The organism is Streptomyces ossamyceticus (assembly GCF_001418475.1).
Classification (GTDB): Bacteria; Actinomycetota; Actinomycetes; order Streptomycetales; family Streptomycetaceae; genus Streptomyces; species Streptomyces ossamyceticus.
Map to the genome: position 1 here is coordinate 1 of NZ_LIQX01000388.1, position 14,260 is coordinate 14,260.

At 70.7% G+C, this 14,260-nt stretch carries 10 protein-coding genes; 4 read left to right on the forward strand and 6 right to left on the reverse strand.

Annotated elements, in window-relative coordinates; all coding sequences use genetic code 11:
- Positions 1-170 precede the first annotated feature (170 nt).
- From AOK15_RS26700 to AOK15_RS26710, 3 genes are all read left to right on the forward strand, one after another.
- On the forward strand, positions 171-2,723 hold the full coding sequence (locus tag AOK15_RS26700; protein ID WP_055520909.1) for a M14 family zinc carboxypeptidase: 2,553 nt from the start codon (positions 171-173) through the stop codon (positions 2,721-2,723).
- 61 nt (positions 2,724-2,784) lie between these two features.
- Positions 2,785-3,957: a serine hydrolase domain-containing protein gene (locus AOK15_RS26705; protein WP_055520910.1), complete on the forward strand. Its 1,173-nt coding sequence runs from the start codon at positions 2,785-2,787 to the stop codon at positions 3,955-3,957.
- Between the two features lie 267 nt (positions 3,958-4,224).
- Positions 4,225-5,652, forward strand: coding sequence for an FG-GAP-like repeat-containing protein (locus AOK15_RS26710; RefSeq protein WP_055520911.1), 1,428 nt, complete (start codon positions 4,225-4,227; stop codon positions 5,650-5,652).
- A gap of 222 nt (positions 5,653-5,874) precedes the next feature.
- Here the strand turns inward: AOK15_RS26710 and AOK15_RS26715 are convergent, their stop codons facing one another.
- The gene (locus AOK15_RS26715; RefSeq protein ID WP_055520912.1) at positions 5,875-6,897 is read right to left on the reverse strand and encodes an NADP-dependent oxidoreductase; all 1,023 of its coding nucleotides are present in this window, start codon (positions 6,895-6,897) and stop codon (positions 5,875-5,877) included.
- A gap of 137 nt (positions 6,898-7,034) precedes the next feature.
- On the opposite strand from AOK15_RS26715, the gene AOK15_RS26720 reads away from it, so the two are divergent.
- On the forward strand, positions 7,035-7,472 hold the full coding sequence (locus AOK15_RS26720) for a MarR family winged helix-turn-helix transcriptional regulator (protein ID WP_055520913.1): 438 nt from the start codon (positions 7,035-7,037) through the stop codon (positions 7,470-7,472).
- 79 nt (positions 7,473-7,551) lie between these two features.
- Here AOK15_RS26720 and yjfF read toward each other — a convergent pair whose 3' ends face one another.
- The 5 genes from yjfF to AOK15_RS26745 form a co-directional block, all read right to left on the reverse strand.
- Positions 7,552-8,580 carry a galactofuranose ABC transporter, permease protein YjfF gene (yjfF, locus tag AOK15_RS26725; protein WP_055520914.1) on the reverse strand — a complete coding sequence of 343 codons (1,029 nt, stop codon included), beginning with the start codon at positions 8,578-8,580 and terminating at the stop codon, positions 7,552-7,554.
- Positions 8,580-9,704 carry an ABC transporter permease gene (locus AOK15_RS26730; protein WP_055520915.1) on the reverse strand — a complete coding sequence of 375 codons (1,125 nt, stop codon included), beginning with the start codon at positions 9,702-9,704 and terminating at the stop codon, positions 8,580-8,582. The genes yjfF and AOK15_RS26730 overlap by 1 nt, the downstream gene beginning before the upstream one ends.
- Entirely contained in the window at positions 9,701-11,239 is a 1,539-nt protein-coding gene (locus AOK15_RS26735) for a sugar ABC transporter ATP-binding protein (RefSeq protein ID WP_055520916.1), read from the reverse strand. The genes AOK15_RS26730 and AOK15_RS26735 overlap by 4 nt, the downstream gene beginning before the upstream one ends.
- A gap of 94 nt (positions 11,240-11,333) precedes the next feature.
- Positions 11,334-12,344: an ABC transporter substrate-binding protein gene (locus AOK15_RS26740; protein WP_055520917.1), complete on the reverse strand. Its 1,011-nt coding sequence runs from the start codon at positions 12,342-12,344 to the stop codon at positions 11,334-11,336.
- Positions 12,345-12,495: 151 nt separating this feature from the next.
- A complete protein-coding gene (locus AOK15_RS26745) occupies positions 12,496-13,542 on the reverse strand; it encodes a LacI family DNA-binding transcriptional regulator (RefSeq protein ID WP_055520918.1) in 1,047 nt (348 codons plus the stop codon).
- Between the last annotated feature and the right edge of the window lie 718 nt (positions 13,543-14,260).

Below are 14,260 nucleotides of genomic sequence, written 5' to 3' on the forward strand. Positions count from 1 at the left end.
AGATGTGTATAAGAGCCGGCCCCCGCACCCCCAACACGCCTACGCCGCCGCCCTGTTCGAGACCTCCGTGACGCCGGGGCCCTCTTGTTGCGCGGGAGTCGAACATGTAGACCACCTGTGGTCGACACCCGCTCACCGGCCGTCAAGGATCCCCCACTCCAGGAGGTAGTGTGCGTCCGTCCCGACCCGGTCCGAGATCCACGCTGTTCAGTGCCGCCGTCGTCGCCGTCACCGCAGCGGCGCTGCTCGTCGCCCCGTATCCCGCGGGCGCCGATCCCCGGCCGACGGTCCGCGAGGGCGACCCGCTCCCCCGGGGCGCGTCCGACGCCCCCGCGAGCGCGGCCCACCGGGCCCTCACCGCACCCGAGGCCGATCTGGCGGACGACGCCGGGCGCACCGTCCGCGGCTACCCCCGCGAGCAGGTCCTCGCCCCGGACCCGGAGAACCCCGCCGACAAGTCCATCAAGCTGGGCCTCACCCCGTACCACGCCATCGCCCCGAAGCTGAATGCCCTCCAGGCGCTCGGCGACCGGGTGAGCGTCGAGATCGCCGGGCGCTCGGCCGGCGGCCACCGCCTCTACCTGGTCACCGTGACCGCCCCGGAGACCGCACGGCAGGCCCGCGCCCAGGCCCGGATGCGCGAGCGCATCGAGAACGCGCCCCGACTCGCGGCCAAGGACCGGACCCTCAAGAAGACGTACAAGACGCCCGTCTTCTTCAACAACAACATCCACGGCAACGAGTGGGAGGGCACCGACGCGGCCCTGCGGCTCGTCGAGCGTCTCGCGAAGGCGAAGGACCCACGGACGAAGGACCTGCTGGCCCACAGCCGGCTGTACTTCAACATCACGGCGAACCCGGACGGCCGGATCGCCGGCACCCGGACCAACGCGAGCGGCTTCGACATGAACCGCGACTTCGTGACCGCCTCGCAGCCCGAGGTGCGCGCGATGCGGCGGATCCAGATCGGCAAGCAGCCGGCCGTCATGCTCGACCTGCACGGGTACGTCAACGGCACCCTCATCGAGCCGACCACTCCCCCGCACGGCGAGAACTACGAGTACGACCTCTTCCTGAAGAACACCTACGCCAACGCCCTGCGCATGGAGGCCGCCGTCAACGGCCTCGGCTACACCCACGACAAGGACGGCGTGGACCCCGCCCAGATCCCCTTCCGCGACTCGGAGGAGGGCTGGGACGACTGGCCGCCGGTGTTCACCCCGCAGTACGCGGCCTTCCACGGGACGGTCGCCGCCCACACCGTGGAGATCCCGCTCCAGGTCAACAACGCGGCGTACGAGTCGCTGCCGGTGGCCGAGCTGCGCCGCCGGTCCGCGATCAACGTGGACGTGGCGGGCGCGGCCATGGAGGCCACCCTCGGCTTCGTGCGGGAGAAGCGGTCCTCGCTCCTCGCCGACCAGATCGAGGTGTTCCGCCGCGGTGCCGCGGGCGCCGCCCAGGTGCCGGTGTCCGAGGAGACCGTGCCCGGTGTGCCCGGCATCGGCCCGGAGGACGTGTACACGGCCGAGTTCCCCCGCGCGTACGTCGTTCCGGCGGGCCGTACCCAGCGTTCCACGACGGCCGCCGCGCGCCTCGTCGACCATCTGATCGCCAACGACATACGCGTCACCCGCGCGACGGCCGGCTTCCGGCTCGGCGGGCGGGCGTACCCGAAGGGGTCGTACGTCGTGGACATGCGCCAGGCCAAGCGTGGGCTGGCCAACGCGCTGCTGGCGGACGGGCGGGACATCAGCGACAAGGTGTCGGTGATGTACGACATCTCCGGCTGGAGCCTCGGCCGGCTGTGGGGCGCGACCGTCGTGGCGGCGGAGAGCGGCCGGGTGTCGGCGCTGCCCGTGCGCCCGGTGCGGTCCGCGGCCCCCGTCGGCCGGGTGGCGCCGCGCGGGACGCTCCGGCTGCGTCTCGACTCCCCGCAGGAGATCGCCGCCCTCAACTCCCTGCTGAGGGACGGCGTCCGGGTACGGCAGGCGGCCGACGGCAGCGCCCTCGTGCCGCCCTCGGCCCGCCGGAAGGCGGCGGCGCTCGCCCGCTCGCACGACGTGGTGTTCGCCTCGACGAGGGCGAGCGGCGGCACCGTGCTGCGGCCCGTCCGGGTCGCGGCGGCGGTCTCGGCGGGCGAGCTGTTCGCGCTGCGGGAGATGGGCTTCGACGTGGTCCCGGTGTCGACCGCGGTCCTCAACGCGGGCTTCGACTGGTCGCGGGCCGACGTGCTGTTCGTGTCGTCCGGTCTGTCGTACGCCGGGCTGAACGAGGCCGCGCGGACGGCGCTGACCGGCTTCCTCACCGACCACGGCCTCGTCGGCGGGGGCGCGGCCGGTGCCGCGCTGAGCAGTGCCACCGGACTGCTGAAGGCTACGGCGGTCGAGGGCAACGGGGACGCCAACGGCGTGGTGCGCGTGGTGAACGCGGGCGGACCGGTCACGGGCGGCGCCCCCGACCACGGCTTCGTCTACGCGCCCGTCTGGTTCACCGGCCTCGGCGAAGGGGTCACCGTCGAGCAGTCGTACGGCACGGGTGACCCGCTGGTGTCCGGGCACTGGCGGCCCCAGGACGACGGGACCGGGGGCCCGGCAGCGGCGGCGGGGCAGGCGTCCGTGGTCCGCGGCCCGCACGCGGTCCTCTTCGGGACCGAGCCGCTGTTCCGCGCCCACCCGAAGGGGGAATTCCCGCAGGTGGGACGGGCGTTGCTGACGGTGTCCTGAGGGCACCCCCGAGATCACTCGACCGTCGTCGGCGGTCGGCGGCCGAGCAAGGAGAGCACGTATGACCGAGGCGAACCGGACGGTCACCGTCCATGGCACGGTGGCTGCCGGATTCGAGGAGGTGCGGGAGCGCTTCACCGCGTTCGTGGCGGGCGAACGCCCCGACTACGAGGGCCAGTTGTGTGCCCATGTGCGGGGGCGGCGGGTCGTGGACCTGTGGGTCGGCCCCGACGGGGAGGCGTCCGCGGACGCGCTGCACGGCGTGTTCTCCTCCACCAAGGGGGCCGCCCATCTCGTGGTCGCGCTCCTCGTCCAGGACGGCGTCCTCGACCTGGACCGTGAAGTCGCGCACTACTGGCCGGAGTTCGCGGCCGAGGGCAAGGGAGCGGTGACGCTGCGGGAGCTGCTGGCGCACCGGGCGGGCCTCCTCGGCCCGGACGCCGGGTTCACGGCCGAGGAGCTGGCCGACGACCGGGTCATCGCCGAACGCCTCGCCGGGCAGCGCCCGTTCTGGCGTCCCGGCGCGGCCTTCGGCTACCACGCGCTCGTCATCGGCGCGCTGACGGGAGAGGTCGTGCGCCGCGCCACGGGGCGTTCGCTCCAGGAGGTGTACGAGGAGCGGATCCGCGCCCCGTACGAGCTGGACTTCCATCTGGGGCTGCCGGCCGGTGACGAGCCGCGCTTCCGCTCCGTCCAGCCGATGCTGCCGACGCCCGCCCAGCAGGCGGAGCTGGACGCGATGGAGCAGGGCCCGCACACGCTGGCGGCGATCGCCTTCAACACGCACATCCCGGGCGCCGACGACCTGACCTCCTTCCCCAACTCCCGTCTCGTGCGGGAGAAGGGCCAGTCGTCGGCGGGCGGCACGGCGTCGGCCCGCGGTCTCGCCGGGATGTACGCGGCGGCCGTCGACGGGCTGAACGGCCGTCCGCCGCTGCTGAAGCCGGACACGGTCGCCGAGTTCGGCCAGATCCACTCCGTCGGCCAGGACCTGGTGGCCCGCGCCCACAAGGCGTTCGGGCTCGGCTTCCAGGCGACCGCCGAGAACGCCTACCCGTTCCTCGGCGCCGGGGCCTTCGGGCACAGCGGCGCCGGTGGCTCCCAGGCCTTCGCCGACCCCCGCAGCGGCCTCGCCTACGGCTACACCCGCCGCCGCATGGCCTACCCGGGCGGGGCGGCGCCGGAGAACGTGGGTCTGGTGCGGGCGGCCCACGCGGCGGCCCTGAAGGTCTGACCCGAGCGGCCGCGACCGGGCGGCCACGACCGAGCGGCCGAAAACCGAGCCACCGAACGCGACCGGAGCGGGTCACGGGGGAGCCCACTCCCGGTGGCGGGATCACGTGGGTCGCCCCCTGGGTGGCCCTCGATGCGGTCGCGAGGTGAACGGCCGCCGTGCTCGAAGGAACGTCCGCATCTCGCGACGGAGTTCCTGCGGTGTACAACCTTCACTCGCAGTGGTCCGTCTCCGGTTGCGTCACACACGTTCCGCACAGGAGGCACAGTGCCCCGCCGCACTCTCACCGCCGCGATCGCCGTCGCCGCGCTCGCGACCCCCTTCGCGCTCTTCGCCACCTCCAGCACGGCGTCGGCCGCGCCCGTGCCGCCGCGCACGCCGATGACCGACTTCGACCACGACGGGCACGCCGACCTCGCGGTCGCGGCGCCCTTCGGCACCGTCGGCGGTGTGGAGAAGGCCGGTTACGTCTCGGTCGTGTACGGCACCGCCTCAGGGCCCGGAACCGCGCGCCACCAGATGATCAGCCGGGCCACTCCCGGCGTCCCCGGCGACCTCGCGGGCACCTTCGCCTTCGGCGTCCAGACGCTCCCCGGTGATCTCGACGGCGACTCGTACACCGACCTGCTCGTGGCGAGCGGCGGCGACGGCGGTGAGCCGACCGTGCTCTGGGGCTCCAAGGACGGCCTCACCGGCCAGAACACCGTTCTGCCGTACCAGTACTCCGAGTTCGCCCTCGGTGACTTCAACGGCGACGGCAAGCGCGACCTCGTCGTGAACTCCGACCCGAGCGACGACCCGGACGTCTCCGGGATGACGATCCACTACGGCCCGTTCACCCGCGACGGCAGGACGCGCACCCAGGACAGCATCACCACGGACGACGGTCCCTCCGGTCTGCGCTCCTTCATCACCGGTGACCTCACGGGCGATGGTGTCGACGACATCGTCACCACGCACGGCTTCGAGGAGATGCAGCACGAGGCCCGCTTCTGGAGGGGGTCGAGGACCGGCGTCGGCCACACCTCCAAGGCCCTCGGCACGGCGTACAGCGGTACCGTCGGCGATGTCGACGGCGACGGTTACGGCGACCTGATCACCCGCGACATCGGGTCCGTCACCGAGGTCATCGACTCCGCCCCGGGCAGCATCACCATCCAGTACGGCGGCTCCACCGGGCCGGGCGACACGCGCAAGAAGGTCATCACCCAGGCCACCGCGGGGGTTCCCGGGGCGAGCGAGGAGAACGACGCCTTCGGCGCGTCCCTCAGCGCCGGTGACGTGAACGGCGACGGCAGGGCGGAGGTCGCGGTCGGCGTCCCCGGCGAGAGCCTCGACGCCGCCACCGGTACCGGCGCGGTGATCCTGCTCAAGGGCGCGTCCAAGGCCGCCGGTGGCATGACCGGCAAGGGCGCGATCGCTTTCAACCAGTCCACCGCGGGCGTACCGGGCGTCTCCGAGTCGGGCGACGACTTCGGCCGCCAGGTGAGCCTCTCCGACCTGAACAGGGACGGCAGGGCGGACCTGACCGCGACAGCCCCCGGCGAGGACGGTGCCTTCGCCGACTCGGGCGCCCTGTGGAACCTCTACGGCTCCGCGAGCGGCCTGACCACGACGGGCGCCGGCACGCTCAGCCCCGTGAAGCTCGGTGCCCCCGAGAAGGACGCCGCGTTCGGCCACACGCTCGGCGGCTGACCGGTGGTCCGGCGCCAGGACGAGACCGGCCCGTGTCCTGACCGGCTCGTCCGGGCGGAGCGGAGCGTCGGTGCGTCCGCGCGGCGGCACGACCTCGGCCCGGTCAGGTGCGTCCTTGGTCGACGCGGATGATCAGGCCGAGGCCGTCCGCACGTCCCGCGCGTGCCCGGGTGAGCGGCCCACTTCGAGGGACGTTTCGACCTCGTCGGACGAACGGCAGGCTCAGAGCTTGACGATCATCTTGCCCGTGTTGTCGCCGCGCAGGACGCCGAGGAACGCCTCCAGGTTGTTCTCGATGCCCTCGACGACGGTCTCGCGGTACTTGAGGGCGCCCGAGGCGACCCAGGGGCCGACCTCCTGGACGAACTGCGACTGGAGGTCGTAGTGGTCGCCGACGAGGAAGCCCTGGATGCGGCCGCGGGTCTGGATGAGACGGGCGAGGTTCTTCGGGCCGGGGGCGGGCTCGGTGTTGTTGTAGACGGAGATCATGCCGCAGACGGCGATCCGGCCGTCGCGGTTGAGCTGCCCGATGGCGGCCTCCAGGTGGTCGCCGCCCACGTTGTCGAAGTAGACGTCGACGCCGTCGGGCGCCGCCTCGCGCAGCTGCTCGGCGACGGAGCCGTTCTTGTAGTTGAAGGCCGCGTCGAAGCCGTACTCCTCGACGAGCAGCTTGACCTTGTCGTCGGAGCCGGCCGAGCCGATGACGCGGGAGGCGCCCTTGAGCTTGGCGATCTGGCCGACCTGGCTGCCGACGGCACCGGCGGCGCCGGAGACGAAGACGGAGTCGCCCTCCTTGAAGGAGGCGGTGCGCAGCAGACCGGCGTAGGCGGTGAGGCCGGTCATGCCGAGGACACCGAGGTAGGTGGACAGGGGCGCGGCGTCGGGGTCGACCTTGACGGCCTGCTTGGCGTCGAAGGTGGCGTACTCGCGCCAGCCGCCGAAGTGCAGCACGTGGTCGCCGACGGCGATGCCGTCCGCGGCGGAGGCGACGACCTCGCCCACGGCGCCGCCCTGCATGGCCTTGCCCAGCTCGAAGGGGGCGACGTACGACTTGGCGGCGCTCATGCGGCCGCGCATGTACGGGTCCACGGAGAGGAACTTGTTCCTGACCAGGACCTCACCGGCGGCGGGCTGCCGGATCTCCGCCTCGACCAGGGCGAAGTCCTCGGACTTCGGCCAGCCGACGGGGCGGCTGAGCAGGTGCCATTCACGGCTGGTGGCGGGGAGGGCGGAGGTGTCGGACATGGGGGGCCTTCCTGCGGGTGCGTGCGGTGTACGGATCATCGGGGTCGTCCGTACATACCGTCCGGTTACTTCAGTACCTGAAACAACCATGCTCCTGAATATTTCATGCTGTCAAGTAAAGAGGTAGCCTGGAGAGCATGGCCACACAGAGGACGACCCCCCGCGCCGACCCCCTGACCGTCGAGGTCGTCGAACTCATCGGCACCGTCGTGGCCCGCTACCACGCGGAGTACGAGGACGCCGCGGCCGAGCACGCCCTCACCGGAGCGCAGGCCCGCCTTCTCGGGCTCCTTTCCCTCGAACCGCTCCCCATGCGTCAGCTGGCCCAGAAGTTGCGCTGCGAGCCGTCGAACGTGACCGGCATAGTGGACCGGCTGGAGGCCCGGGGCATGGTCGAGCGCCGCCCCGACCCCAAGGACCGCCGGGTGAAGCTGGCCGCCGCGACGGAGGAGGGCCGCCAGGTCGCCCGCGGCCTGCGCGAGTCCCTGAACTTCGCCCGGGAGCCACTGGCGGGCCTGTCGACGCAAGAACGAGAGTCCTTGCGGGACCTGCTGCGGCGCATGCTGGAGGCATAGCGCGCCAACGGCAGCGGCCCGGCGCACGGGGTTCGTGCGCCGGGCCGCTGCCGTTGGCGAGGACGGCTCTCGTCGGCGGTCAGGTCTGCTTGCGGGCCGTCATCGCGCGCTGGATCAGGATGAACGCGCACAGGAGGACACCCGTGGCGATCTTCGTCCACCAGGAGCTGAGGGTGCCCTCGAACTGGATGATGCTCTTGATGAGGCCCAGGACGAGGACGCCGAACAGCGTGCCGATGACATAGCCGGAGCCGCCGGTCAGCAGGGTGCCGCCGATGACGGTCGCGGCGATCGCGTCGAGTTCCATACCGACGGCGTGCAGCGGGTCACCGGACTGGATGTACAGCATGAACAGCAGGCCGGCCAGGGCCGAGCAGAAGCCGCTCACCGTGTACACGGCGATCTTGGTGCGGCCCTGCGGGAGACCCATCAGCATGGCCGACTGCTCGTTGCCGCCGATGGCGTACACACGGCGTCCGAAGCGGGTGTAGTGCAGCACGTAGAACGCGACGCCGATGACCACGAGGGCCGCGATCGCGCCGATCGACAGCTCCCCGAGGCCGAGCGACACCCGTGTCTGGGCCAGGCTGCTCACCGAGGAGTCGCTGATCGAGATCGACTCCTTGCTGATGACCAGGCACAGCCCGCGGAAGAGGAACAGCCCGGCGAGGGTCACGATGAACGGCTGGATCTCGAAGTTGTGGATCACGTAGCCCATCAGGAAGCCGCCGAACGCTCCGACGCCCAGGGCGAGGAGGACGGCGAGCGGCAGCGACACCCCCTGGCGCTCCACCAGCCAGGCCGTGAACATCGTCGTGAAGCCGATGACGGAGCCGATGGAGAGGTCGATGCCGCCGGACAGGATGACGAACGTCGCGCCGACGGCGGCCACCAGCAGATAGCCGTTGTCGATGAACAGGTTGAGGAAGACCTGCGGTTCACCGAAGCCGTAGTTCTGGTAGCGGCTCAGACCCGCGATGTACATCGCGAGGAAGAGCGTGGCGGTCACCAGGACCGGCAGCCTCCGGTCGCCCAGCAGCGTGGTGAGCTTGGACGGCGGCGTCGTACGGCTGTCCGGGGCCGTCGGGGTCTGGGTGGTCGCGCTCATCACGACACCTCCATCTTGGGGGCGGCCTCGGCGGTCGTGACGGTCTTCGCCGGCTCGGCGGCGGCGCTGCCGCCGCTCGTCGCACCGGACTTGGGCCCGAACTTGGCGCCGAAGACCTTCGCGCGGAACTTCGGGGACTGGAGCAGGCAGACGACGATGACGACGGCGGCCTTGAAGACCAGGTTCGTCTGGGTCGGGACGCCGATGGTGTAGATCGTGGTCGTGAGGGTCTGGATGACCAGGGCGCCGATCACCGTGCCACCGATGGAGAACCGGCCGCCCAGCAGCGACGTACCGCCGATGACGACGGCGAGGATGGCGTCCAGCTCGATCCACAGGCCCGCGTTGTTGCCGTCCGCGGCCGAGGTGTTGGAGCTGATCATCAGGCCGGCGATACCCGCGCACAGGGCGCAGAAGACATACACCATGATCTTGATGCGGCGGGAGCGGATGCCGACCAGGCGGCTGGCCTCGGCGTTGCCGCCGACGGACTCGACGAGCAGGCCGAGAGCGGTGCGGCGGGTCAACGCGACCGTGACGGCGACGACCACCGCCACCACGAAGATGGAGAACGGCAGGGTCAGCCAGTAGCCGCCGCCGATCAGCTTGTACGGCTCGCTGTTGATGGTGATGATCTGGCCGTCGGTGATCAGCTGGGCGACACCGCGACCGGCGACCATGATGATCAGCGTGGCGATGATGGGCTGGATGCCCATCCGGGCGACCAGGAAGCCGTTCCACAGACCGCAGACCACCGCCGCGACGAGGCCGACACCCATGGCCAGGAACACCCCGGACAGCGCGTTCTGGTCGGCCTGGTCACTGATGTACGAGCAGGTCAGGGCGCCGGTGATGGCGACGACCGCGCCCACGGAGAGGTCGATGCCGCCGGTGGCGATGACCAGGGTCATACCGACCGCCACCAGGATCAGCGGCGAGCCGAACAGCACGATCGAGACGAGGCTCCCGTAGAGGTGGCCGTCCGTCATCTTGATCGAGAAGAAGTCGGGGGTGAAGGGCACGTTGACGAGCAGCAGGGCTACCAGGACCGCGACCGGCCAGAACAGGTGGTGGTGCGTCAGCGCCCGCCAGCGGGACGTCGTGGCTGCGGATGGGGTGCTCACTGGTGTTCTCCGCTCGCGATGGTCTCCAGGATCCTGCTGGGGGTGATCTCCGGCCCGTTGGTCAGGCGCGCCACCAGCTTGCGGTCGCGCAGCACGCCGATGGTGTGGCTGAGGCGGAGGACCTCCTCCAGCTCGGCCGCGATGTAGAGCACGGACATGCCGTCCTCGGAGAGGGACACCACGAGCTTCTGGATCTCCGCCTTGGCGCCGATGTCGATGCCGCGCGTGGGCTCGTCGAGGATCAGCAGCTTGGGCTGGGTGATCAGCCAGCGGGCGAGCAGCACCTTCTGCTGGTTGCCGCCGCTGAGCTGGCCGACGCGGGCCTCGGGGTTGGCGGGGCGGATGTCGAGGGCCTTGATGTACTTGGCCACGAGTTCGTCGCGCTGCGCGGCCGGGATGGGCCGGGTCCAGCCCCGGGCCGCCTGGAGGGCGAGGATGATGTTCTCCCGCACCGTCAGGTCCGGTACGAGGCCCTCGGCCTTGCGGTTCTCCGAGCAGAACGCGACCCCGGCGCCGATGGCGTCGTTGGGGGCGTTCATCGGGACCTGCTTGTCGTCCACGGTGACCTTGCCGCTGTCGGGCTGGTCGGCGCCGAACAGCAGCCGGGCGAGTTCGGTGCGGCCCGAGCCGAGCAGTCCGGCGAGGCCCACGACCTCGCCCTTCTTGATCTCCAGGTCGAAGGGGGCGATACCACCGGTGCGGCCGAGTCCCTCGGCGTGCAGCAGGGTCTCGCCGACGTCCGCGCGCAGCTGGTGCTCGTGGAGCTCCTCCAGCTTGTCCAGCTCCTTGCCGATCATGAGCTGGATGAGTCCGACCTGGTCGAGGTCGCTCACCATGTGCTCACCGACGAGGGTGCCGTTGCGCAGGACGGTCATACGGTCGCAGATCTCGTAGATCTGGTCGAGGAAGTGGGAGACGAAGAGGATCGCCACGCCGTCGTCCTTCAACCGCCGCATGAGGCGGAAGAGTTCGAGGACCTCGTCCCGGTCGAGGCTGGACGTCGGCTCGTCGAGGACGAGCACCTTGGTGCCCTGGCCCTCGCCGTCGCCGTCGCCGGTGCTCACCGACCGTACGATCGCGACCAGTTGCTGCACCGCCAGCGGGTACGCGGACAGCGGCGCGGTCACGTCGATGTCGAGGCCGAGCCGGTCGACGAGTTCCGCTGCCTCCTTGCGCATCCGCTTCCACTGGATGCGGCCGAAGCGGGTGGGCTCACGGCCGATGAAGATGTTCTCCGCCACCGACAGGTTGGGGCAGAGGTTGACCTCCTGGTAGACCGTGTTGATCCCGGCCTGCTGCGCCTGGAGGGGGCTGGCGAACCGTACGGACTTCCCGTCGAGGGTGATCGTGCCGCCGTCCAGGGAGTAGACGCCGGTGAGCACCTTGATCATGGTGGACTTGCCGGCGCCGTTCTCGCCCATCAGGGCGTGGATCTCGCCGGGGAAGAGCCGGAAGTCGACGCCCGACAGAGCCCGTACCCCCGGAAACTCCTTGACTATGCCCGTCATCTCCAGGACGGGCCGTGGCTCTGCCATGGCAGCGCTCCTCATTGGATTTCGTTCAGGCCCGCAGGGAGCCCCGGGGACCGAGGGGTCGGTCGGCCGGAGGCTCCCTGCCGGAAGGTGCGGGTCAGTACTTGCGGGTGGGGAGGGCGTCCTTGGCCTGGTCCTGCATGAAGTCGCTCTCCTTGGTCTTGATCCAGCGGTCGACCGTGCCGCCGTCCTTGACCGTCTGCACGACCTCCATCAGCTGGGGGCCGAGCAGCGGGTTGCACTCGACGATGGCGTTGATCTTGCCCTCGGACATGGCCACGAAGCCGTCCTTCACGCCGTCGACCGTGACGATCAGGATGTCCTTGCCGGGCTTCTTGCCGGCCGCCTCGATGGCCTGGATGGCACCGATGCCCATGTCGTCGTTGTGCGCGAACAGCACGTCGATGTCCGGGTTGGACTGCAGGAAGGCCGCCATGACCTGCTTGCCGCCGGCGCGGGTGAAGTCACCGGTCTGGCTGACGACGATCTTCCAGTCGTCCTTGTGCTCGGCGTCCATGACCTCCTTGAAGCCCTTGGCGCGCTCGATGGCGGGGGCGGCACCGGTGGTGCCCTCCAGCTGGGCGATCTTCACCTTGCCCTTGTGGCCGGCCTTCTCCAGGACCTTCTCCAGGATCTTGGCGGCGCGACGACCCTCGTCGGTGAAGTCGGAGCCGACCAGGGTCACGAAGAGGGACTCGTCCTTGGTCTCCACGGAGCGGTCGGTGAGGATCACCGGGATCTTCGCGGCCTTGGCCTCCTTGAGCACCGCGTCCCAACCGGTGACGACCACCGGCGAGAAGGCGATGACGTCGACCTTCTGCGCGATGTAGCTGCGGATCGCGGAGATCTGGTTCTCCTGCTTCTGCTGGGCGTCGGAGAACTTCAGGTTGTAACCCGCCTCCTTGGCCGCCGACTTGATCGAGTCGGTGTTGGCGCTGCGCCAGCCGCTCTCGGAGCCGACCTGGGAGAAGCCGAGGGTGATCTTCTTGTCGCCGCCGCCACCGGAGGAGGAACCGCCGGAGCCGCCGTCGTCCTTGGCGCAGGCCGTCAGACCCGTCGCTGCCGCTACGCCGACCGCCGCGGTGAGGAAGTTCCTTCTGTTGAGCATGTGTCTTCTCCTTTGAAGAGCCGGCCCGGGTGGACCTGCTGGTACTGGGTGGACCGGCCGCATGACGTCCAGCCTGTCGATCATCGTTCGAAATGTCGGCCGTACTGAGGGATGCTGAGGGATGGTGAGTTCGAGGTGGGGGGGCGCCGGGTCAGCCGGGAGCGGGGCCCGGCGGTGAGGCGTACGGGTAGGTACTGGCCCGGACGACTAGTTGGGGTTCGATGGCGATCCGGGTCGGGCCCGAGGGGGTCCGACCCTCGATCAGGTCCAGGAGCAGGGCGATGCTCCGTTGGCCCACCGCGGAGAAGTCCTGTCGGACCGTGGTGAGCGGTGGTGCGAAGAACTCCGACTCGGGGATGTCGTCGTAGCCGACGACCGCGACGTCCTGGGGGGTGCGTACCCCTGCTTCGCGCAGGGCCCGCAACACGCCCAGTGCCATCTGGTCGTTGGCCACGAAGACGGCGGTCAGACCGCGGCCCACCCAGCCGGCGAGTTCCTGGCCCGCACGGTAACCCGAGAGCGGGCTCCAGTCACCCCTCAGAGGCAACGGCGGTTCCACGCCTGCCTCTTCGAGTGTCGCCCGCCAGCCGGAGACCCGGTCGGCGGCCTCCTGCCAGTCCTCGGGTCCGGCGAGGTGCCAGACCGTGCGGTGGCCGGCGGCCAGCAGGTGACCGGTGGCGAGCCGGGCACCGAGGTACTGGTCGACGTTGGCGCTCGGGACCGTGGAGGCGGATCCCGTGCCCACGGCCACCACCGGGAAGGGGCGGCGGAGTTCGGCGAGGGCCTCGACCGCCGACCGCTGGGGGGCGATGGCGATCACACCCTCCACCCCGCCGTCGCTGAGGTGGTCCAGGGCCTCGGAGAGCGTCTCCACGGTCAGCTTGCGCAAACTGACCGTCGAGACCAGGTACCCCTCGGCCCGGGCCGCCTCCTCCAGCGCGAACAGGGTGCTGGCCGGTCCGTAGAGCGTGGTGTTGGAGGCCACCACACCCAGGGTCCGGGTGCGCCGGGTGGCCAGGGCCCGCGCGGAGGAGTTGCGACGGTAGCCCATCTCCTCGATCGCGCGCTGCACCCTGGCGCGGGTCTCGTCCCGCACGTTGGGGTGGTCCCCCAGGACCCGGGAGACGGTCTGGTGGGACACCCCCGCGAGGCGGGCGACGTCCGCCATGGTGGGCGGCCGGAGCGGTGAGTGTGTCACGGCCGCACCTCCTCGGCGGTCGTCGGCGGATAAGACCTCTGCTGCGGGCGGGGCGCTCCGCGTCGTCGGTCTCACGCCGGGGTTCCGGACGTTCCCATGGCACCGGCGGGGAAAGCGGGTTGGAGCACTGTTGGCACGACGCTCGTACCTCCTCGGGTGCCGTCGGGAACCGACTGGTGAATGCGGAGGTCATTGTGAGCGCTAACAATTCCTGCGGGTCAAGAGGGCTGCGTCAGGGAAGTCGTCACGGTTGAATAACGCGACCTCCCGCCGGTGTCGCGCCGGGGCCCTCAGCGGACGCTCGTCACACCCACGAAAAAGGCCCAGGTCCTGCGGTGTTGACACCACGACCCCCCACTTCCCCACCCCGTCTCCGGCCGCTCGGGGCCCTCGCTGTGGACAAGCGCCACGGGGGTGTTCGCGACACCATCGCGGAGCCCCTGAGGCCCGACACGGGGGCTCTCAAGGGCCGCTGCGGGCACCTGGGCCGAGGGGGCGCCGGCTGTCGTTGGGGGACGCTCACGCGGGCTTCGGGGCGGGTGCGCGGGGGCTTCGCGGCGACCCGTGAGGGCTTGGCGGCCGACCCGTGACGGCTTCGCGACGGACCCGAGGGAGCTTCGCGACGGACCCACGACGGCTTCGCGAGGGACCCACGACGGCTTCGCGGCAGACCCACGACGGCTTCAGGGTGGGCCCGAAGGGGCTTCGGCGTACGCGC

Bases quoted from the DNA above. Each gene is read 5' to 3' on its own strand.
- AOK15_RS26740 (WP_055520917.1), bottom strand. From the start codon at position 12,344: ATGCTCAACAGAAGGAACTTCCTCACCGCGGCGGTCGGCGTAGCGGCA.
- AOK15_RS26705 (WP_055520910.1), top strand. From the start codon at position 2,785: ATGACCGAGGCGAACCGGACGGTCACCGTCCATGGCACGGTGGCTGCC.
- yjfF (WP_055520914.1), bottom strand. From the start codon at position 8,580: ATGAGCGCGACCACCCAGACCCCGACGGCCCCGGACAGCCGTACGACG.
- AOK15_RS26720 (WP_055520913.1), top strand. From the start codon at position 7,035: ATGGCCACACAGAGGACGACCCCCCGCGCCGACCCCCTGACCGTCGAG.
- AOK15_RS26735 (WP_055520916.1), bottom strand. From the start codon at position 11,239: ATGGCAGAGCCACGGCCCGTCCTGGAGATGACGGGCATAGTCAAGGAG.
- AOK15_RS26715 (WP_055520912.1), bottom strand. From the start codon at position 6,897: ATGTCCGACACCTCCGCCCTCCCCGCCACCAGCCGTGAATGGCACCTG.